19 protein-coding genes are annotated in these 20,532 nt (G+C 67.7%); 16 read left to right on the forward strand and 3 right to left on the reverse strand.

From position 1 onward, the window contains the following. Positions 1–296: 296 nt before the first annotated feature. On the forward strand, positions 297–1,685 hold the full coding sequence (locus O3438_RS10135) for a helix-turn-helix domain-containing protein (protein ID WP_269679729.1): 1,389 nt from the start codon (positions 297–299) through the stop codon (positions 1,683–1,685). On the opposite strand, the gene O3438_RS10140 is transcribed toward O3438_RS10135, so the two are convergent. Then, entirely contained in the window at positions 1,661–3,490 is a 1,830-nt protein-coding gene (locus tag O3438_RS10140) for a S9 family peptidase (protein ID WP_269679730.1), read from the reverse strand. The two genes, O3438_RS10135 and O3438_RS10140, sit on opposite strands and share 25 nt — an antisense overlap. A gap of 304 nt (positions 3,491–3,794) precedes the next feature. On the opposite strand from O3438_RS10140, the gene O3438_RS10145 reads away from it, so the two are divergent. From O3438_RS10145 to O3438_RS10160, 4 genes are all read left to right on the forward strand, one after another. Next, the gene (locus tag O3438_RS10145) at positions 3,795–5,201 is read left to right on the forward strand and encodes an APC family permease (protein WP_269683610.1); all 1,407 of its coding nucleotides are present in this window, start codon (positions 3,795–3,797) and stop codon (positions 5,199–5,201) included. After that, positions 5,198–6,211: an acetamidase/formamidase family protein gene (locus O3438_RS10150; protein ID WP_269679731.1), complete on the forward strand. Its 1,014-nt coding sequence runs from the start codon at positions 5,198–5,200 to the stop codon at positions 6,209–6,211. The genes O3438_RS10145 and O3438_RS10150 overlap by 4 nt, the downstream gene beginning before the upstream one ends. 13 nt (positions 6,212–6,224) lie before the next feature. Continuing rightward, complete coding sequence (locus O3438_RS10155; protein WP_269679732.1) at positions 6,225–6,899, forward strand: GOLPH3/VPS74 family protein; 675 nt, start codon at positions 6,225–6,227, stop codon at positions 6,897–6,899. Between the two features lie 85 nt (positions 6,900–6,984). Then, entirely contained in the window at positions 6,985–7,689 is a 705-nt protein-coding gene (locus O3438_RS10160; protein ID WP_269679733.1) for a GNAT family N-acetyltransferase, read from the forward strand. Between the two features lie 291 nt (positions 7,690–7,980). Here O3438_RS10160 and O3438_RS10165 read toward each other — a convergent pair whose 3' ends face one another. Further along, positions 7,981–8,304: a hypothetical protein gene (locus O3438_RS10165; RefSeq protein ID WP_269679734.1), complete on the reverse strand. Its 324-nt coding sequence runs from the start codon at positions 8,302–8,304 to the stop codon at positions 7,981–7,983. Positions 8,305–8,728: 424 nt separating this feature from the next. On the opposite strand from O3438_RS10165, the gene O3438_RS10170 reads away from it, so the two are divergent. The 11 genes from O3438_RS10170 to O3438_RS10220 all read left to right on the forward strand — a co-directional run bounded on the left by O3438_RS10170 (position 8,729) and on the right by O3438_RS10220 (position 19,129). Beyond that, positions 8,729–9,259, forward strand: coding sequence for a hypothetical protein (locus tag O3438_RS10170; protein WP_269679735.1), 531 nt, complete (start codon positions 8,729–8,731; stop codon positions 9,257–9,259). A gap of 971 nt (positions 9,260–10,230) precedes the next feature. Beyond that, positions 10,231–10,788, forward strand: coding sequence for an SAF domain-containing protein (locus tag O3438_RS10175; RefSeq protein WP_269679736.1), 558 nt, complete (start codon positions 10,231–10,233; stop codon positions 10,786–10,788). 599 nt (positions 10,789–11,387) lie between these two features. Further along, positions 11,388–11,654 (forward strand): hypothetical protein, encoded by a 267-nt coding sequence (locus O3438_RS10180; protein WP_269679737.1) that lies wholly within the window; start codon positions 11,388–11,390, stop codon positions 11,652–11,654. A 143-nt stretch (positions 11,655–11,797) separates the two neighbouring features. Further along, the gene (locus O3438_RS10185) at positions 11,798–12,979 is read left to right on the forward strand and encodes a CpaF family protein (RefSeq protein ID WP_269679738.1); all 1,182 of its coding nucleotides are present in this window, start codon (positions 11,798–11,800) and stop codon (positions 12,977–12,979) included. 5 nt (positions 12,980–12,984) lie between these two features. Continuing rightward, positions 12,985–13,854: a type II secretion system F family protein gene (locus O3438_RS10190; RefSeq protein ID WP_269679739.1), complete on the forward strand. Its 870-nt coding sequence runs from the start codon at positions 12,985–12,987 to the stop codon at positions 13,852–13,854. After that, complete coding sequence (locus O3438_RS10195; protein WP_269679740.1) at positions 13,851–14,711, forward strand: type II secretion system F family protein; 861 nt, start codon at positions 13,851–13,853, stop codon at positions 14,709–14,711. Before O3438_RS10190 ends, O3438_RS10195 begins: the two co-directional genes overlap by 4 nt. 28 nt (positions 14,712–14,739) lie before the next feature. Further along, positions 14,740–14,943: a hypothetical protein gene (locus O3438_RS10200; protein WP_269679741.1), complete on the forward strand. Its 204-nt coding sequence runs from the start codon at positions 14,740–14,742 to the stop codon at positions 14,941–14,943. Positions 14,944–14,954: 11 nt separating this feature from the next. Beyond that, positions 14,955–15,377 carry a TadE/TadG family type IV pilus assembly protein gene (locus O3438_RS10205; RefSeq protein WP_269679742.1) on the forward strand — a complete coding sequence of 141 codons (423 nt, stop codon included), beginning with the start codon at positions 14,955–14,957 and terminating at the stop codon, positions 15,375–15,377. A 25-nt stretch (positions 15,378–15,402) separates the two neighbouring features. Continuing rightward, positions 15,403–15,855 (forward strand): TadE/TadG family type IV pilus assembly protein, encoded by a 453-nt coding sequence (locus O3438_RS10210; protein WP_269679743.1) that lies wholly within the window; start codon positions 15,403–15,405, stop codon positions 15,853–15,855. Beyond that, entirely contained in the window at positions 15,852–16,280 is a 429-nt protein-coding gene (locus O3438_RS10215) for a pilus assembly protein TadG-related protein (protein WP_269679744.1), read from the forward strand. Before O3438_RS10210 ends, O3438_RS10215 begins: the two co-directional genes overlap by 4 nt. Positions 16,281–16,300: 20 nt before the next feature. Then, the gene (locus O3438_RS10220; RefSeq protein WP_269679745.1) at positions 16,301–19,129 is read left to right on the forward strand and encodes a BTAD domain-containing putative transcriptional regulator; all 2,829 of its coding nucleotides are present in this window, start codon (positions 16,301–16,303) and stop codon (positions 19,127–19,129) included. A gap of 355 nt (positions 19,130–19,484) precedes the next feature. Here the strand turns inward: O3438_RS10220 and O3438_RS10225 are convergent, their stop codons facing one another. Further along, the gene (locus O3438_RS10225; RefSeq protein ID WP_269679746.1) at positions 19,485–20,327 is read right to left on the reverse strand and encodes a hypothetical protein; all 843 of its coding nucleotides are present in this window, start codon (positions 20,325–20,327) and stop codon (positions 19,485–19,487) included. Positions 20,328–20,532: the final 205 nt, after the last annotated feature.

Raw genomic sequence — 20,532 nt, forward strand, 5'->3', positions numbered from 1 at the left:
GACCAGGGGTACGCCCGCTCCGCGCTCCACCGCATGTTCATGGGGCGTACGAACAGGGTGGAACTGACGGAAGGTCAGCGCCCCGTCTCAACGCTCCCCCTTGGAGTCGTAAGAGTGAATCCCCGGCATGCGGACGAAGTGGATGTCCGCATGCCCCGCGCTGACAATGCGGATCACTCACCGACGATGTTTGGCGTGCTTGGTTGCGTCTTGCCGGACCGTGAGTGACCCTATGTGCGCGATGTCCATGCCGCTCGATTCCATCTGGTATGGGAGTGGCCTGAGGAGGCGGTGTCATGGGTCAGACCCCGCGGGCGCTGCAGCCGTCCTTATCCGAGCGCCACTTCTTCGGTGCCGAATTACGCCGGATGCGGGAGCGGGCCGACCTCTCCCAGGCGCGACTGGGCGCCATGATCCGCTTCAGCGCTGATCTGGTTCGTCGGGTCGAGACAGCGGACCGATTTCCCTCCCGGGAGTTCGTCGAGGCATGCGACAGAGCGCTGGCGGCCGACGGTGCCTTGATTCGGCTGCTACCCCTGCTTGGGAAGAGGCCGAATAGCGAGGGCGAGCAGTCGGTGTCCTCGCCGGCCGGCCATGCCGGCGTCGCCAACCTGTTGCGTACCTACTCGGCGCGACCGTCGGGGACGTCTGAGATGGTCATCCGGGTTCCGTTTCAACCAGGGGTCCTTGATCGTGCCGCCCTGGACTGGCTGAATGCCTCAGCCGGTCCCCTCCTCTCCGTGACCCGGCGGCCTGGCTCGCCTGATCAGGTCCGCGAAGAGGACATCTTCTCCGCTGAGACGGCCCTCGAAATGTTCCGGCAGTTGGACCACACGCACGGTGCTGGACGAGTCCACGCTCAGGTGCAGCGATACATCGAGGATGAGCTGAACCGGTTGCTGGCGAACCCTCCCGCCTCGGAAGCAATCGGTCGGCGCTTGTACACGCTGGCGGCTGGCTTCTTCGAGCTGTGTGGCTACCAGGCGGTCGATACCGGTGCCCATGGTCTCGCGCAGCGCCGCTACCTACGCGCGTTGCGGCTGACGCAGGCCGCCGACGACCGCCTCTACGGCAGCTACCTGCTGGCTGTAAACATCGGCCATCTCGCGCTGCATTGCGGTCACCCCGAGCCGGCCCTGCGGATGGCGCTTACGGCGGTGCGAGGCGGTGAGGGTCTGGCGACGCCAGCCGTCAAGGCAGGGCTGCACGCCGTGGTGGCACGCTCGCACGCCCGACTCGGACGTGAGGGCGAGTGCCTCAGGCACCTCGACATCGCGGAGAGACATCTGGCCCGCAGCCGGCCTGAGGACGAGCCGACGTGGATTCGGTACTTCACGACGGCGTATCTGGCGGACGAGATGGCCCATTGCTTCCATGACCTGGGCAGACCGCAGCAGACTCAACAGCACCTGGCTGTCGCGCTTGCCGCGTTGAGTCCCACGCACGTCCGTCGTCTTGCCATCGACACCGCGCTACTGGCCTCGTCGTTGGCAGCCGCCGGCCGCATTGATGAAGCGTGCGTTGCCGGCCGAGAGGCGGTAGATCATGCGGCGAAGACCGCCTCGCACCGTTGCTTGCAGCGCGTCGTCGAGGTCCAAGCGGACCTTGAGCCCTACCGGTGCGAGCTAGAGGTTCGTGAGTTCGGCGAGTACGTTCGCCATCAGCTGCCGCTCGCGGCAGTGTGACCGCCTCGACTGGCCGCGGCAGCTGCTATCGCTGCCCGGTAGTGGGCCAATTCCGCCTCCAGTGCCGCACCCGCCCGCTTGGATGTTGCCACGTAGTGGCCGATGTCGGAGAGGAGTAGAAGCTCGTAAGGGATACCGCGAGCCTCCAGTTGATCGGCAAGCTCCCGTACCTCCTCGGCCACGGCCACTTCATCGGCAGTGCCGTGGATGAACAGCACAGGTCGCTGAACGGCAGCGGCATCGACTCGCCCGGCGCCGCCGCGAAGCCGCATGGCGTGCGCACGCTGGAATCGGGGCACAGTCTTGGTCCACCGGTCAGGATCCACGATCGCTGAAACGGCGGTGGCAGCAGCGAACGGACCGTCCTGCGCCACCGCGTGCAGCGCGGTGTATCCGCCGGCGCTGGCACCGCGGATGAAGACCTGTCCGGGAATGGCTTGTCCTGCCGTCAGGATCTGGTTCGCCACTGCTGTGCAGTCGTCGACGTCGTCCAGGCCCCACCGGCCGTACAGGGATTCCCGGAAGGCTCGGCCGTACCCCGTGCTGCCGAGGTAGTCCACGTCTACGACAGCGAATCCCCGACTGGTGAAGAACTGCGCCTGCCAGTCCAGGCGCAGCAGGCAGGATGCAGTTGGCCCAGGGTGCGCCCGAACGATCACGGGAGCCCGCCACGCCGCCGGTGCGCCCGTCGGTGGATACACCAGCGCCAAGACCTCACGACCATCTGTGACGCGGACCCGCAGCTCTGTCGGCGTCGACACCTGCACCCGGGCAAGCCCGGCATGCTCCGATCGGGCAAGCACCTCCACCTGCGGGTCGTCATCGGCTAGGTCAACGAGCGCAATCTGGGGCGCCGCCGTTGGTGACGAACCGATCAACGCCACCGCCGTACCCAGCGCGGCCAGATAGGGCTTGATCGACGTGTACGGCAGATTCACCTGTCGGACGGCGCCGTGAGTGTCGATGACAACGAGTCGGTGTCGCGGCCCCTCCTGCACTGCTACGACGATTCGCCCGTCGTCGAGGAAGTCGTATGACGCGTAACCCAGCTCCCACGGCTCTGCGGCGCACTCGCCGGCGATGGATGCCACCGCCTCGACCTTGTCTCCATTCCAGCGGAACAGATTCCACCAGCCGCTGCGGTCTGACATGAAGTACAACGCGCCATCGGGTCCCCACCGAGGCTCGATCGCTGACTCGTCGGCACCGCCGGCGACCTTGACCGGTGCCGCAATGTGCCCATGTGATGAATAGGGCGCCACCCATACCTCGCAGGCATCCCAAGGCATGTCGCGCTCGCTCCAAGCACACCAGGCCAGGGAACTCGGACCTGGCCTTGGTGCGCTCAGGAAACCTCTGCTCGCGACGAGGGTTCTCAGCTGTCGTGCACCCGTGAGTGGAAACGCGATCAACTCGTCGCCGTGGTCCGACTCTCGCACCGCCAGCAACTCGCCGTCGCCGAGCGTCAGATCTCCCAAGGACGCCTGGCTGACCAGGTCGAGCTCACCGCCATGACGACCCTCGTACAGGCCACCTTCGCCGACACACCACAACGACTCCCCGGCAATGGCGAAAGACCCACCACCATACGCGTGAACGTTGTTGACGACGTTGAATCCCGCAGGGCTGGCGTCGAGCTTGCCCTCGCCGGCCCGCCAGCGCGTCAATGTCGTGACCCCGCCAGCGTCCGGACGGGTTTCCAACCAATAGAGCATGCCGTCAGAGACACGAAGCTGGTCGTAGCTGACAGACGCGCTGACAGCGTCGGCCAACGAGACGGCGGCGTCAGAATCCGCCACTTGCACGGGGCCTCCTCGAACAACTCTGGCATGTCCCCGCCCGTCGCTGGACCGGCCGGGGCGAGTGTCCCTCGGACATCGGCGACTCTACGCCGGGCTTACCTGCCCCGGCCGGACATCTCCTGCCGAGCTGGCCGCTGGCCGGTTCGCGGGCAGAGCCCTCTCCATGCGGACAACTCCTCTGTCCGCATTTCCGGTATCGACCCGGCCAACCATTCCGGGCGACCCTCTCGAGGTGGAAAGGCCCCGCAGGTCTGACCGGCAGCGGCTGCCCTGCCCGAACAAATACGAGATGATCGGAATGGCTTCGATGCAACTGCAAGAGGAATTGATGCGTTACGGCTACCGCCAGGAATTGAGCCGCCGTTTGCGTTTCCGGGACCTGCTTGCCTACGGCCTGGTGTACATGGTGCCGATCGCGCCGATGGCGATCTTCGGCAGCGTGTACGCCGGCTCCGGCGGGATGGTGGCGCTAGCGTACGCGGTCGGTGTCGTGGCGTTGGTGTTCACGGCGTTCTCGTACGCGCAGATGGTGAAGGCGTTCCCGATGTCGGGCAGCGTCTACAACTACGCCGGCCGGGGCATCAGCGCACCGGTGGGTTTCCTCGCCGGCTGGGTGATCCTCCTCGACTACGTCCTCGTACCGGGATTGCTGTACCTGGTGGCATCGGTGGCGATGCACTCCATCGTGCCCGCGGTGCCGGTCTGGTTGTGGCTGCTCGGCTTCGTCGCGGTCAACACGATCGTCAATTCGGTCGGCATCCGCATGACCGCGATAGTGACCCGGGTAATGCTCGTCGGCGAGCTGATCGTCCTGGCGATCTTCCTGGCCGTCGCCAGTTGGGCACTCGCGACCGGCAAGGGTCGATTCAGCTGGGCGGCGTTCTACAACGCCGACACATTCACCTGGTCGCTGGTGGCGGGTGCGGTGTCGATCGCGGTCCTGTCCTTCCTGGGCTTCGACGGGATCAGCATGCTGGCGGAGGAGACCAAGGGCGGCTCCCGTCAGATTGGCCGCGCGATGGCGGCCGTCCTGATTCTTGCCGGGGTGCTGTTCATTGCGCAGACGTGGCTGGCCGCGATGCTCGTCCCCGACCCGGCCTCGTTGCTGGCCGATGGTGACCCAAATGGCACCGCCTTTTACGACGCCGCCGCCGTGGCTGGCGGAGGATGGCTCGGGACCCTCTGCGCGGTCGCGACGGCAATCGCGTGGGGGTTGCCGAACTCGATGGTCGCGCAGGTCGCCACGTCTCGGCTGCTGTACGCGATGGCCCGTGACCAGCAGCTGCCGGCGTTTCTGGCGAAGGTGTCGATCCGCCGCAACGTGCCGATCAACGCGACGCTACTCACCGGGGCGGTGTCCCTGGTCCTGGGTTTGTACATGGCGACCCGTGCGGATGGGATCACCCTGCTGTCGTCGCTGATCAACTTCGGAGCGATGGTCGCATTCCTCGTCCTGCACGTCTCCGTCGTGGTGCACCACCTCATCCGGAAGCGCAGCGGGAACTGGTGGGCGCACCTGGTCATGCCCGCCGTCGGCTTCGCCATCTTGGTGTGGGTGGTCGTCAACGCCAACATCGCCGCCCAGCGCCTCGGCCTTGCCTGGCTCGCCCTCGGGATGGTCGTTCTGGCTGGTCTGTACCTGTCCGGCCGCCGACCAGTCCTCTCGGGGTTGGCACCCGCGCAGCCGCAGGCGCGTCACGTGGAGCGGGTGTGACCGGCATGGACACGTTCACCTACCGGCCCGCCCGAGACGAGCTGGCCTACACCTTCGGCGGTCGGATGCCGGTGGCGCACGTGCGCGGCGGGGACGTGTTCACCGTCGCGACGGAGGACTGCTTCGGTGGTCTCGTGAGAGGGCCGGCGGACCTGCCGTCGCAGGTGTGCCGCATGCCGTACCTCAACCCGGTGTCCGGGCCGTTCTTCGTCGAGGACGCCGAGCCCGGCGACACCCTCGCCGTCCACCTCGCCGCCATCGTCCCCGCGCGGGACTGGGGTGTGTCCTCGACGTTCCCGCACTTCGGGGCACTGACGTCCACCGCCCACACCGCCACCCTTCAGCCTGCATTGGAGGAGCGAGTGTGGGTGTACGGCATCGACCGGCAGGCCGGGACCGTCCGGTTCGAGGCCACGCGCAGCGACCACAGCGTGGACCTGCCGCTGGACCCGATGATCGGCACGATCGGTGTCGCCCCCGGCGGGTTCGAAGCCCGATCCACACTCGTGCCCGACACCCACGGCGGGAACCTCGACACCCCATACCTACGCGCCGGCACCACCCTCTACCTGGGGGTGAAGGTCCACGGGGCGATGCTGGCCCTCGGCGACGGCCACGCCCGCCAGGGCGAGGGAGAGGCCTGCGGCGTCGGCGTGGAGATCGCCACGACCACCACCCTCGCCATCGACATCATCAAAGGCATCAGCACGCCGTGGCCGCGTCTGGAGACCGACCGGGACATCCTGACGATCGGGTGCGCGAGGCCCTTGGAGGACGCCTACCGCATCGCCCAGCACGACCTCGTCGGCTGGGCCAGCACCCTGACCGGCCTGGAAACCCTGGACGCCTACCAGCTCATGTCGCAGGCGGGGCGGGCGCCGATCGGCAACGTGTGCGACCCCAACTACACCGTCCTCGCCGCCGTCGACAAAACCCTGCTTCCCGCCGCCGGGCCCGCCTATGGCGGGGCGCACGAGCGGCTGCGGCGGCTCACCGCCGGACTGCGGTAGGAAACCCCCGCCAATGACCGCGTCGATCCCACGCCTGCCACTGCGCGATGACCTGTACCTCCTCGGCCACGACGACGACACCGGACACCCTCACGTGCACCGGCAGACCCTCGCCCTCGGGCTCGCGGGCGCGGTCCTGATCGACCTGTACCTGGCCGGGCGGGTGACCCTCGACCCGAACGACGACACCCGCCCGGCCAACCATCAACGCATCCACCCGCACATCGACCGGCCAATCGGAGACCTGATCGCCGACGCCGCGACCGCCACCATCCGCCACACCCACCCACCCCTACGGGCATGGCTGCGCGGGTTCTCCGACGACCTCTACGACCGCACCCGCGCCGGACTCGTCGCCGGCGGAATCCTGCGCCACCACACCCGACGGCGCCTCGGCGGCCTCATACGCGCCGACACCTACCTGCCGACCGACACCAGATGGGCGGTCGTCGCCCGTTCCCGCCTGCGCTACCTCGCCACCGGCCGCGAACAGCCCACCAACCACAGCGCCGCCCTCGCCGGCCTCGTCGCCGACCTCGGCCTCACCCACCACCTTTACCTCGACGACACCGCCACCCTGACCGCTCGTCTAAAGGCCATCGCCGGGCAGCACTACCAGCCGGTACGCGACATCACCGCCGCCGTAGACGCCGCCATCGGTGACCTCGCCACTGCCGCCTATCGCTGACTATGCCTCCGTCACCTACCGGAAATCACCGTGAGCCACTGCCTCAGGTGAGACCCATAGCAACCTGCGCATCACAGGAGTAAGCATGACGAGCATCAGCACCAACGTGACCGCACGTCAGGCCACGCCCGACGACGCGGGCAGACTTATCGGCGTCCTCGCCGAGGCGTTCTTCCACGACCCGGTCGCCCAGTGGCTGATCTCCGACCATGACGATCGCCGCTTCGTCTCCTACCGCTACTTCACCCACGTTGTGGGGCACAGCCTGCAATACGGCCACGTGGACACAACTTCCGACGGCTCCGCCGCCGCAATCTGGTACGCCCGCCCGGCACCGTCTCCCAGCATCGCCGCCGACCGCCACGTGGGCGTGCAGGAAGCGACCGGCGCGTACGCGCCGAAGTTCCTCCTACTCGAGACGATGTTCGAAGCGCACCACCCACCCGAGGCGCACCACTACCTCGCCTACGCCGCCGTCAGCCCCGAACATCAAGGCCAGGGAACTGGCACCGCGCTGTTGAGTAACCACCACCAACAAATTGACCCGCTTTGCTTGCCCGCCTACGTGGAGGCCACCAGCCCCCGCAACCGTGACCTCTATCTTCGGCTCGGATACCTACCCGGTCCGTCGATGGTCCTGCCCGACGGAGGGCCCAAGATCTGGCGGATGTGGCGCGCGCCGCTCGGCAGCACGATCCCAGCCGGGTTCTTCACTCCGCACCCACCCCTGACCGGCGAGCGCAACGAACGCGGTGGGGACCATGCTGGTTCGGCCGGCTATCCCTGCTGACGTCGCAGCCATCGCGGCCATGCTGGCCACCGAGTTGCATGTTGATCCGCTCGCCGAATGGCTCGTGCCAGGAGCAGAGCAGTGAACTTACGTCCTCCGCAGGTTGCTTGCCTTGGAGGACGACCACGCCGCCGAGCGACGCAGCGCTGATGTGTCGCCTCGGCGGGTCGTCGGTAGCCGCCCTGGCCTGTTCTCGTACGTACTCATCGTCCAACGTGGCGACACCTGCGGCGCAGCAGCGCGGGCCGGCGGGCGATCGAGCCAGGAACGTCAGACGGACGACCCGTAATCTCAGTTTCGTTCGACATTGATGTGGCCTTCTTCGAGGGCCTTCTCGATCATTGCCAGCATCTCGGCCCTCTCATGCGCCTCAGCTGTCAGCGTCCAGGTCAGGTACCCACGTCCGTCGTCGATCTGGTCGACGAGCCCAGCCTGGCGCATCTGCTTGAGCGCCTTGGACAGGTGGCCGTCGCCGGGTCTCGCTCCCCAGCGCTCAACGAGGGCGGCAGCGAGCTCGGTGTATCGCAGTTGTCGGTCAGCGAGCGTCAGCAAAATCGAAGCCCACCAGCTGTGTCCGAAAACCTGCTCCAAGATCCGAAAGTGGATCAATGCCACGGCTCACCGTCTCCCCCGCACAGGTGCCCAACGCCTGGCCTGAGACGTCAGCTGTCGTGAATCTGACATTGCGCGAAGGACTCACTTCACCGAGTAGTCGAAGCGGTGTCAAGGCCCCTCGTTTGTCGACTTGACGGAGGGCTGCCGGTTAGAGCCGCTTTGGGTGAAAACGAAATCCATCCGTAACGAGCAGTGGTTGTCGATGGGCTCCGCTCTGTTCAGCCCTTGCGCGGAGCTGAGCAGTCCGTCGCGGTGGCGCCAGGTGGCCCTACCAGCAGTGCGCACGACCTGGACGCACGATTGGCGCGCGCGGTTGTAGCGCACTCACGTGCCGTAGCGGCAGGCTCTGATCCTGGGATAGGACAGAACATGTTGACCGTGATGGAGGCACCTGGTGGCACACCGTAGGGGGAGGGTGGTGGCCGTGCTCGCGCTCATCGGCCTGGTGGGAATCGGGGCAGGTTGCACACGTGGTGACGGTGACAATGAAGGCTCACCAACGCCGACGCCCGGCAATCAATCCACCTCGCCCGCCAAACCGGTTACGCCTGAGGATCTCGCGCTGGCTGCGTACCGCGGCATGTGGGCCGCCTACGACGAAGCCGGGCTGACGTCGAACCCGGACCACCCGGAGCTGGCCAAATTCGCGGCCGGCGATGCGCTCAAGATTTTGAGAAGCGGCCTGCAGTCCGATCGTCGTGAAGGTCTGGTCGGGCAGGGCCGAGTCGTTGTGGCCCCGTCGATCCAGTCCCTCACGCCCGCGGCCGCGCCGACCCAGGCGAAAGTCCGAGACTGCGCGGATACCTCCGGCGCGACCAGGGTGAGAGCGACTCCGAATGGCACTCCGTTCAACGACTCACCCGGCGGGCGCCGGTTGGTCAACGCGACCGTGAGTATGGTCGGCGAGAGCTGGAAGGTGACGTCCTTTGGGGTCCAGGGGGTCGGCTCGTGCTGAGGCGCCGGCACCTGGCAGCTGTCGGTGTCATGCCCGCAGCCTGCTGCCTGGTTCTGCTGGTGGTTGCGTCCCCCGCACAGGCCGACAAGTGGAAACCGGTGGACTGCGGCATAACCCCTGACGTGCCTGAATGTTCCGTCGAGGTGGGGACGCCGCCCTCGATCGGCGACGGGAGCTCCGGGGACGGACACAACGGCGGGTCGAACACCGGTGACGGCTCCGGTGGTGGCCACGAGGGTGCGGATGGTTGCCGCTACGTCTTGATTGGCCGGGATGATCCGCCATCGGGTGCCCCTCAGCCCGGAGCGTGGTATTCGCGCCACTGCGTCAGCGATGGCGGGGCTTCAGCGAGGCTGCCCGTGTGGATCGCGGATGCGCAGTCGCCGGATCCGGCGGTCTTGGCGCGGTCTGCGATTTCCCAGCTGAATCTGCCTGTGCCGGCGATCCGGGCCAACCCCGCTCCGCCAGCGGCTCAGCTGCTGAACGTGCCGACGTGGCTGTGGCTGGACGGCCCTTCTTATCGGGCACGGTCAGCGACGGCTTCGGTCCCCGGCCTCAGCGTAACGGCGACCGCCTCACCGAAGCAGGTGCGGTGGTCAACTGGTGACGGGGCGTCTTTTACCTGCTCGGGTGCGGGAATGCCGTGGAGCGCGGGCATGGATCCGGCTGCAGCGTCGAGTTGCACCCACACCTACAAGGCACCGTCGAGCGGCCGACCGGGCGGAGTGTACGAGGTGCGGGCGACAGTGACCTGGGAGATTGGTTGGGTCGGCGGTGGCACGTCGGGGTCGGTCGATCCAGTGACGACGACCGCTGTCGTGCCGCTTCGGGTGCAGCGCTCGTCCGCACTCAACGGGGCGGGCTGACCGATGGCCGTGTCATTGACGAGAACACCGGCCACGGCGGCGAACGGGCGATCGTCGTCCACACCTGCGCCCGTTGGGGTGCGCCGACGTTCACCGCGAAACGTGATGCTGGGGCTGGTTCTCGCAATCGCGTGCTCACTGCTGTTCGCCGGCACCGCGTTGCGGACCGATCCGGCAACCCCGGTCCTGGCACTGGCCCGCGATGTGGGGGCAGGCCAGACGATCCAGGACCCAGACTTGAAGATCGTACGGATCGTGCCCGGCGATGCCGTGCAGGTAGTGAGTGAATCGCAGCGCACGACGGTCGTCGGTCGGACGGCCGCGGTGCCGCTGGTCGCCGGGAGCCTGTTGTCACCCGGCCAGATGGGCGGTTCGGCGTTTCCGCCAGTGGGCCAATCGGTCATCGCCGTCGGCGTCAAGGCGGGCAAGGCGCCCGCCGGCATGACCGTGGGTTCGCGGGTGACCGTCCTGGTAGTGCCGCCGACGGGCAACGGCTCTGCAACTGCGCAACCCGTCCGAGCGTCCGCATCGGTGTCAGCGATCGAGGTCCCTGACGCTGCTGGGCTGACGGCCGTATCGCTCCTGCTGTCGTCAGACGCGGCACTCCAGGTCAGCGTCGCTTCGGGAGACGTATCGCTGATTCTGCAGGGCTCGGGCGGCTGAGCACTGTGCTGATCGGGGTGACGAGCGCGAAGGGCTCGCCGGGCGCGACGACACTCGCACTGGGGCTGGCACTGCGTTGGCCCAAACCAGGCGCCGTAGTCGTGGAGGCGGACCCTGCCGGCGGCGACCTGATGGCGCGGTTCGGCCGGACCTACCACGATGGCGGGCGGGAGCCAGGGTTGGCGTCGCTGGCCGCCGATGCCCGCTCCGGGGCCGATGTCCGAATGGATCCGTCTCGGTGGGTGCAACCGCTGCCGTCCGGGGTGGACGTGGTCCTAGCGGAGCCTGGCGCCGCGGCGGCGAGCCTGCGGGCGTTAGCTGTTCGGGGACCTCGAATGCTGCGAATGCTGGCCGCTGGCCGGCCGGCGGTAGTACTCGACGTGGGCCGGTGGGAGCCAGCTTCGCCGGCGTCGGCGCTGCTATCGGCGGTGGACGTCCTGCTGGTGGTGCTGAGGCCCGTACAGGATGAGGTACGGGTTGCGGATGTACGACTGAACGGCCCGACGGGCCGACCAATCCCATCAGCAAAAGGTAGAGACCTCAGCCAGGGACGCGAGCACGTCGAGCAGCTGACCGGGTTGGTCCGGGATGTACAGCTGGTGACCGTAGGTGGCGACGGGTGGCCGGCAGTGGAGGTGGCCGGCAGCCTTGGGCTGCCGCTGGCCGCGACCGTCCCGAACGACCGTCGCGGCGCCGGGATTCTGGCCGGACGGATGGTGCCGCGGCGGGGTTGGCAGTCGACGGGCTGGACGCGGTTGCCACTGCTGCGGGCCTGTCGTGGCCTTGCGCTGGACCTCGATCGGCACGCCAGGACCGAGACGTCCGTCGCGCCGGTGACGGAGCACGCCGGGGTGAGCGGCCGATGAACGCTCGGCATTCCGCTCCGGGGAACAGCATGGGCGTGGGGGGCGCCCATGCCCTGACCGGTGGCGAGCGAGAGGTTCTCGATGCGTTACGAGCCACGGTCGCCGTCCGGCTACAGGTGTCGGTCGTCGGCGGAGCAGACAGCATGGGCGACGTCGACCTGTTGATATCCAACGCCCTCGACGAGTACGCACGCGAAGCGCTGCACCGCGGGCAACCCCCACTGAGCGAGACCGCCGAACATCGGATTCGACAAGCGTTGCGCAACTCCTTCGTCGGCGCCGGTGGGCTGCAACCGCTCCTCGACGACGCGGCTATCGAGACCATCAACATCAACGGTTGCGACAACGTGCAGGTGCAGTACCGCGACGGCCGCCGCGCCCAGGTGGCCGCAGTCGCACACTCCGATGCCGAACTGATCGAGCAGTTGCGCGACATGGGCGCCCGGCTCGGAGCCCATGAGCGCCGATTCGACCCGGACGCCCCCGAACTCGCCATGCAGTTGCCGGGCGGAGCGCGTCTGCACGCGATGCAGGTGATCAGCGATCGAGTCGCGGTGTCGATCCGCCGGCACCCGATGGTGAAGGTGAGCCTGGATGACCTGGTGGGGATGGGCGAGCTGACGCCGACGATGGCGGATCTGTTCACCGGCCTGGTGTTGGCCCGGCGGAACATCGTCATCAGCGGCGGCCCCGCCGCAGGAAAGACCACATTCCTGCGGGCCCTCGCCTCTGCGATTCCCACGCAGGAACGCCTGATCGTGATCGAGGACTCTCGCGAGCTTTCGCTGGACCCGCAGGTCCACCCGGACATGGTCTCGATGCAGGCACGGCAGGCAAACATCGAGGGCGTGGGCGAGTTCAGCCTGGATCAGTGCGTCCGCGCCGCGCTGCGGTTGACGCCGGATCGGGTCATTCTCGGCGAGGTTCGCGGGGCTGAGGTCGTGCAGATGGCCAAGGCGATGTCGATCGGGGTGGACGGGTCGATGGCGACGGTGCATGCCTCGTCGAGTTCGCAGGCGCTGCTGCGGATGACCACCTATGCGATGGAACCCCCGGCGTCCTATCCGCGAAGTGCCGCGACGTCGCTGCTGGGCGAAGCCGTGCACATCGTCGTGCACTTGGACCGCACTCCCAATGGCCTTCGAGTGGTCTCCTCCGTTCGCGAGATCGTCGGCACTGATGGGGACCAGATCATGTCCAACGAGGTATACCGGCCCGGTCCTGGTCGCCAGGCGGTGCCGGCGACCCGCCTGCGGGACGAGACCATGGACCGGCTCATCGACGTTGGCCTGGATCCTGCTGTCCTCGAACGTGACGGGTGGTGACACGGATGGGCTCACCGGTCGTGCTGCTGCTCGGGCTACTCACAGGCCTCGGCCTGTGGATGATCCTCGACGGAATCCGGCGGCGCGACCGTGACAGCCCGGCACCGGTCGACAGTTTGCTACGACGAGCTGGTGTGGCCGTAACCCCCGTGCGGACCGTAACGGTGATCGTCGCGACGGTGCTCTCGGGGCTGGTAACCGGCTGGCTGGTCGGCGCGATCTTGGCTGGCCTGGCGGCGTGGAGCCTGCCCACGGTGCTCGTCGGGAACCGGGTTCATCAGCGTGAGCAGGAACAGTTGGAGGCAATCGCGGGCTGGACGGAGAGCTTGCGCGACACGCTGGCCGCGGCAGCTGGGCTGGAGGAGGCGATCGCCGCGACGGCCGGCACGGCGCCATCGGCGATCCGACCGCAGGTCGTCGCGCTGGCGGAGGCGATCGACGCTGGGGTCCGCCTGCCGGTCGCGCTGCGCGCGTTCGCCGCTGATCTCGATCATCCGACCGGGGACATGGTCGTGGCGTCGTTGCTGCTGGCGGCCACCAGGCAGGCTCGCAACCTCGCCGAGCAGCTCGGTGCGCTCGCGGCAACCGCACGGGAGCAGGCCGCCGCCCGGATGCGGATCCAGACCGAGTGGGCGACCACCCGCACGTCGGTGCGGATCATCATCGCGATCACCCTGGTCATGGCCGTCGGACAGGTGCTGCTCAACCGCACGTTCCTCGCTCCCTACGACACTGTGGCCGGGCAGGTCGTACTCGCCATCGTGGGTGCGATGTTCGCCGTCGGGTTCATCTGGCTCAGCCGGATGTCCCGGATCGCCCGTGACGAGCGGGTACTGGCCGGCGCCATCCCCCACCCCCAGGTGGTGACGAGGTGATCCGCGACGCGCTGCTGCTGGGGGCCGGTACCGGAACCGGCCTTACGCTGGTCGTGCTGGGATTGCGTCCCACCCGACCTGCCCTGGTCGACGTGCTCGACGGCCTACGTCGTCCGGCACCGCCGCCGATGACCGCCAGACAACGCCGCTATCAGGTGCTGGGTGCACCCCTCGTGCGCTTGGGCCTGCCCACCGCCCGCACCCGCAGCGATCTGGCGGTGCTGCAGAAGGACGTTCCCACGTTCCTTGCCGAGCAGGCCGCAGCCATCGGCCTGGGGGTACTGGCATTGCCCGTCCTGGCCGCACTGTGGGGTGTCGGCGGGTTGGTGCCGCTGTGGCTCGCCGGCCTGGGCGGACTGATCGGCTACCGATGGGCGGTCACCCGGGCCCGCGCTCAGGCGGAGAGGCGGCGTGCCCAGCTGCGCCACACCCTGTCGGTGATGCTCGACCTGGTCACCATCAGCCTGGCCGGTGGTGCCGGCGTCGAACAGGCGCTCGACGATGCCGCCAGTGTCTGCACCGGTTGGGCCGCCGACCAGCTGCGCGCCGCGCTACGCACCGCCCGGCTGACCCGGCAGCCCCCGTGGCGGCCTCTTGGCCAACTGGGCCTCGACACCGGCGTGAACGAGTTGGCCGAGCTGGCCGCCACGATGCAGTTGGCCGGGGCCGAAGGAGCCCGGGTCCGAGCCTCCCTCGCTGCCCGGGCCTCGGGGATGCGCGCTCGCACAACCGCCGCAATGGAATCCGCTGCCCGCTCGGCCGGGGTCCGGATGTCCCTACCCGTCATGCTCATCGCCCTCGGCTACGGCCTGTTCCTGCTGTATCCAGCCATCGCAGCAATCCGCACCGGCCTCTGAAACCACAGCCGTACGAAGCTCGAAGGAGTTGATCACCGTGATCCGCCGGCTACGCGCCAACCTTGCCTACGGCCTCAGTGCCATCCGTGAGAATCCCGAGCACGGAGCCGAGACCGTCGACACGATCATGTGGATCGCGATCTTCATCGTCGTCGTCGGCGGCATCGGCATGCTCTTCCGGGACACCGTGACGCAATACTGGAACTCCCTGGTCATCACCATCGGCTTCTGACCGTCACGATCATGGGGAGTCCGAGCAGGAACAGGCAGCACCTCCGCAGCAGACTTCGCGGCGACCGCGGCTCAGTCACGACCGAGACCGTCGGCTATACCGTCATCTTCCTGCTCGCTCTGACCGTGATCGTGCAAGCCGCCGTCTGGTCGCTGGCCGACCAGTCGGCCCGGCACGCCGCCAAGGAGGCACTTCAGGCGGCGCGGGTCTACGGGGCGACGGCCGAGTCTGGCCACAGCGAGGCCGCTGAAGTCCTGGCCGATACCAACCCGGCCGGCATCGACGACATCCAGATCACCGTGGAGCGTGGGCCGGTCACCACAACCGTCACGATCACCGGCACGGCGAACCGTGTCGTTCCCGTGCCAGGGCTCACCGTGCCCATCGAGGTTCAAGTCCAGGCTCCCACCGAAGATGTCCCACCCGTGAGCTGAGACCGGCGAAAGGAACGAGGCGTCGATGACGAAGCGCAGCCGGGCACGACCTCCCCAACAGAGTCTGTCCGGAGACAGCGGCTCGGTGTCGGTCGAGGTCGTCGGGCTCGTCCTGCCGGTCATGGTGATCTTGGCGATGCTGATCGTCGGCGCATGGCGGTTGTCGGCCACTCGCCTCGACGTACACGCCGCCGCCGCATCCGCCGCCCGCGCCGCATCCCAGCAGCGCACCGCCGCAGCTGCGCAGTCCGCCGCCGAGGAAGCCGCCCGCGCCGACCTCGCCGGTCGTGCACGCGGATGCACCCCGTTGACGGTTGTCACGGGCCTCGACGACTTCGGCCGTGGCGGTTCGGTCACCGTCACCGTCACGTGCCACGTCTCCACCGGCGACCTGATCGGCGTCAGCGCCCCGGGCGGCGCCGACACGACCGCGACCGCCAGGGCCCCACTGGACACGTATTCGGAGATCGTCCCGTGAGCCGCACCTGGTTGGAGACGGTCCGCCGGCAGCTTAGCGAAGACCGCGGCTCGGGCACCGGATGGGCAGCCGGCATGTTCCTCGTCGGCATGCTCGCAGCCGCACTGATCGTCGACGGCGGTGCCGCGATGACGATGCGCGTCGACGCACGCCACGTCGCCCAACAGGCCGCACGGGCCGGAGCAGACCAGATCGATGTACTCCTACTCCGCACGGCCGGCACCGTACAACTCGACCCGGTCCTGGCCGAAGCCGCGGCGACCGAGTACCTCGCCCATGTCGGAGCGACCGGCACCGTCTCCGCCACCACGACGTTGGTCACGGTCACCGTCACCAAGACCGGACCCACACCGCTACTCGCCGCCATCGGGATCACCACGGTCACCGTCTCGACCACTGAACGCGCCGAACCTGTGACCAGCTAACCACCGTGAAGGGGGTAGCCATGAACGTCACTGCGGCGCTCAGCCGGCTCCTCACCCGCCTCGCCAGCGCGATCGCGCTGCTGTCCATCACCGTCGGCATCCCCTACGGTCTCGCCGCCCACATCGGTTGGCCCCTCCCCCGCACCGTCCCGCGGGACACCGCCGGCTGGCAGGCATGGCTCACTGCCGGCTTCACCGACACGATGGCGGTCAACCTGCTGGCCATCGCCCTGTGGCTGCTCTGGGTCGTGTTCACCGCCAGCCTCCTCGCCGAGGCAATCGCCGGAATTCGCGGCCTACCCATGCCGAGACTGCGCGGCTTGACGTCCGTACAGACCCTGGCTGGGTGGTTGCTCTCCGGCCTCACTGCCGGAGTCGTCGCCACCGCCACCGTCGCGCCGACCATGGCGACTCCCCCGCCATCGCCGGCGGTCGTGCCGGCCGCAGCGGCGCACGCCACCCCGGTGGTGCTTGCCGGCAATCAAGCGACCGGCCCAACCAAGGTCAGCGTCGAGCAGCAACCGCCGATCCTGTGCGCTGGTGAACACCACGTATTCATCAAGAACAAGAGCTACGTGTACGTCGTCCAACGCAACGAAAGCCTCTGGGTCATCGCCGAGAAATGCCTCGACGACGGCAACCGATGGCCCGAGATCTGGCAGCTCAACCGCGGCCGACACTTCGAGGTCGGCGGCACGTTGCGAGCCCCCCGCCTGATCCAACCCGGCTGGGATCTACGGATGCCAGCCGACGCTGTCCCGCCACCAGCCACCGATCCGGCACCCGCCAAACCCGCCCGACCACCGGGTGCCGACCCAGTGCCCGCCTCACCGGGCCCGGCCACGACGACAGCCCCACCCATGTCGACACCGTCCTCGTCGACTACTGAGGATCCGGACGGTGTGGTCGAGCCGGCACCAGGCATGCCGGCGTCTTCCGGTCCGGCCTCGACCCCAAGCAGCGCCAGCCCGGCGACGCCCGACCAGAGCGATGCCGTTCGGCCGACCGGTGAGGATCGCGGCGTGGGCGTACCGGGCGGATGGGTGGGCATCGGACTGGCCGCTGCACTGGCCGCCGCCTCGTCGATCGTGTGGCTACGCCGGCGCACCCGATACAACCCCATCACCGACACAGACCCCGCTACCGATCCCACCCTGCAGCCCCTGCCCGCCGTGGTGAGCCGGCTACGCCGGGCCGTCCGTCAGCAGGCACCCGAACTGTTGGCACCCCCGCCGCCACAACCCACAGTCCGTGACCTCGCGGGCGCCGAACGGCCACCGCTGGCACCGATCGGACCGTCCGGACCGCAACTGGCCGGACTACCCGACCACCCACGCGGAGGCCTCGGCCTCACCGGACCAGGCGGAGCCGATGCCGTCCGCGCGATGCTCGTGGCGACGCTCTCCTCCGGCAGTGTTCACGACCCGGACGCCCGCGGGCAGGTAGTGATCCCCGCGACGGTTCTCGCCGACCTGCTCGGCGGCACCGCGATCACCGACCTGGTCGGTGCCATACCTCGGCTGCGGGTCACCGCCGGACTCGACCATGCCCTGACCTACGTCGAAGAACAGATCATCCACCGCACACGTGCCGTCACCGACGCCGACGTCACCGACGTCGCCGCGCTCCACGACGCCGACCCACACCACGATCCCCTTCCACCGATCACACTGATCACCGATGTCCCCGACACCGCGATCCGGGCTCGGCTATCCACCGCGCTACACCTGGGCCACCCCCTGGCCATCAGCGCAGTCATCGCCGGCCAATGGCCACGCGGCACCACCCTCACTGTTGCAACCGACGGCACCACCACCAGCAACGAACCGGGGCAGGCCCCCAAGCTGTCGGTCCTAGACGCTGACACCACTCTGCAGATGCTCACCGTCATTCGCGAGGCTCACACCGGGGAGTCGCCATCTCCCCCGCCCAGCGGCCCGACGCCCGAAGGGCCGGACTCCACGAGCAGTGACGACGACACATCCACGGCAGGGACCGCCGCGAGCCCAGCACCGCCAGTCAGGCCAACCCCACCCGCCGAACCTCATCGAGCCAGCGGGAAGCGGCAGTCACGGGTACGCGTCCAGGTGCTCGGCCGGCCGATCATCTTCGGCGCCGACGGAAACCCCGTCCCAGGCGTCCGACGAGCCAGCTACGAACTCCTCACCTACCTCGCCGTTCACCGTCAAGGTGCGGACATCGTCGACATTGAGGTAGCGATGACGCCGGATGCCACCCCGCGCCGCGCCCGTGACCGCCTGTCCACCAACGTCGCCAACCTCCGCAATCGGCTGACCCACGCCACCGGACTCGACCCCAGCGCGGTCAGCGATACCTTCAGGCCTGTCGTCAACCCCGGCGGGCGCTACTACCTCGACCCGGCCCTGCTCGACGTCGACTGGTGGCGCGTCCTCGACGCCGTCAGCCGCGCCGGCGCGACAACCGACCGAGATGCCCAGCGCGCGGCGCTCGACGACGCAGTCAGCAACTGGAACGGCCTGCTCTACGACGACAGCTTCGAATGGATGGACGGGCCGCAGCACAGATGCAGGCAGGTCGGCGTCAACATCCACGCCCGACTCGCGGTTCTGCTCGCCGACACCGACCCCGGTCGAGGCCGGACCCTTCTCGACACTGCCTGCGACATCGACCCGATCAACGAGGAGGTCGCTCGCCTCGCCATGAACGCTCAGGCCAACGTCGGCGACACCGCAGCCATCAAGGCTCGGCTGGGAGCACTCACCTCAGCGCTTCAGGAGATCGATGAGGACGTGTCCGACGAAACCCATCGACTCGCGCGTCGGCTGCTTCACAAGTCCCTACCGCACACCGACGGACCGTCAGACTGACGGGTCCGCCAGGTCGAGACCGACAAGATTCAAGCGCCGCGGCGCTTGCATCATCTCGCCGTAGATCTCGACAGGGGCTTCGTCCTCGACTCGTCAAGAAGGTCCTCGACCTGGTCTACTCAGAGCACGGATGGATGCCGGGCGCAACATCTGGAGTCGGTGTCAGCGGAACGTGGATCTCCACGATGCCCGTCGTGATGACAGATGGTCGGTCAGGCGGAGACACGACAGCAGGCGGTGCCCGGTGCTGCCGCGGCGGCCAGCGCAGAAGCTCGGCCGCGAATGAGCGCGTCCGGTGAAGGTTAACGGCGCGGCTTCCTGCGCGAACATGCCATGCCCAGGCGTACCTAGGAGATTAACCTGCCTCTTTGTCGTCCATTGCGTTCGATCGAGTTCCTCTTCGACCCTCGTCAGCCGGCCGCCAAGTCGTCGCGGTATCCTCCAACTGCGTCGACTGAACGATCTTGCATTCAATTTTGTCTCGTGCAACGCTACCGTCGTCTCGGATGGCTTGGCCGATTGAGTCGAGCGATGACACTGCCTCCTTAATTTGCTGAATTACCGAATATAGTGTGGTCGGGGCGGCCCAACCGCCCTGATACGGCGTCAGGTCCAGGTCGTAACTGGCGGTCTCGACCGGCCCGAACGGCCCGTCACAGTCAACCTCGAAGCGGCACCGCAGCGGAGAATTGCCCTTGAACGGTTGAAAGCTGACGTCGTAGAAAAATTGACGCCTCTGTCCTGGAGGCATCACGGAGATCGGCTCAGTGAAGACCGTCAGCTCATGCAGCTTCAATCCATCAGACCGGACCATCTCATCCAGTGCCTTGACACGGACGTTCCTTGCAACCGAAGCGCCGATGTTCGAGATCGACAAGACGAACACGCCGGGGTCGTTGGCGCCCGGAGCGATGTCGACGAGGACGTTGGGCTGGAGCGACTCCCGCCTGGCCTGCTGAGTTGCTGCTTCGACAGCCTCCGCCTGCCTGACCTGCCGCATCAGCAAGTCGACCTGTTGCTTTCCGAGCTCAACTTGCTCTTTTGCGCGCTCTGCCTGGTCTTTGGCGCTCTTGGCTTGCTTTCTTGCTGCTGAGGCGGACTGTGCCGAGTAGGCGATGCCAGCCAAGGCGAGGACAGCGACTACGGCGGTTGTACGCTCGGGGTTGAACCAGCCGAGTAGGTCGACGAACACATCCATGTTCCGACACTGTAGGCAGGCGTCGCCACGCACTTGAAGGCGGTGCGACCCATCGATGATCAGGCACCGAGCGTGGCCGCGATGGCTGAACCGGGGTGGCCCGCGTGGCCAGCTACTTATGTGGCTGGTGCTGCACGTGTGCGGAAGGCTGCCGACCGTGGCCGCCTCGCCTCTCATCGTTGCCGCAGTCTCGCTGAGAAGACGA

Source organism: Micromonospora sp. WMMC250 (assembly GCF_027460215.1).
Taxonomy (GTDB): Bacteria; Actinomycetota; Actinomycetes; order Mycobacteriales; family Micromonosporaceae; genus Micromonospora; species Micromonospora taraxaci.

Bases quoted from the DNA above. Each gene is read 5' to 3' on its own strand.
- O3438_RS10190 (WP_269679739.1), top strand. From the start codon at position 12,985: ATGGGCTCACCGGTCGTGCTGCTGCTCGGGCTACTCACAGGCCTCGGC.
- O3438_RS10205 (WP_269679742.1), top strand. From the start codon at position 14,955: ATGGGGAGTCCGAGCAGGAACAGGCAGCACCTCCGCAGCAGACTTCGC.
- O3438_RS10220 (WP_269679745.1), top strand. From the start codon at position 16,301: ATGAACGTCACTGCGGCGCTCAGCCGGCTCCTCACCCGCCTCGCCAGC.
- O3438_RS10210 (WP_269679743.1), top strand. From the start codon at position 15,403: ATGACGAAGCGCAGCCGGGCACGACCTCCCCAACAGAGTCTGTCCGGA.
- O3438_RS10135 (WP_269679729.1), top strand. From the start codon at position 297: ATGGGTCAGACCCCGCGGGCGCTGCAGCCGTCCTTATCCGAGCGCCAC.
- O3438_RS10145 (WP_269683610.1), top strand. From the start codon at position 3,795: ATGCAACTGCAAGAGGAATTGATGCGTTACGGCTACCGCCAGGAATTG.
- O3438_RS10185 (WP_269679738.1), top strand. From the start codon at position 11,798: ATGGGCGACGTCGACCTGTTGATATCCAACGCCCTCGACGAGTACGCA.
- O3438_RS10175 (WP_269679736.1), top strand. From the start codon at position 10,231: ATGCTGGGGCTGGTTCTCGCAATCGCGTGCTCACTGCTGTTCGCCGGC.
- O3438_RS10155 (WP_269679732.1), top strand. From the start codon at position 6,225: ATGACCGCGTCGATCCCACGCCTGCCACTGCGCGATGACCTGTACCTC.
- O3438_RS10225 (WP_269679746.1), bottom strand. From the start codon at position 20,327: ATGGATGTGTTCGTCGACCTACTCGGCTGGTTCAACCCCGAGCGTACA.
- O3438_RS10160 (WP_269679733.1), top strand. From the start codon at position 6,985: ATGACGAGCATCAGCACCAACGTGACCGCACGTCAGGCCACGCCCGAC.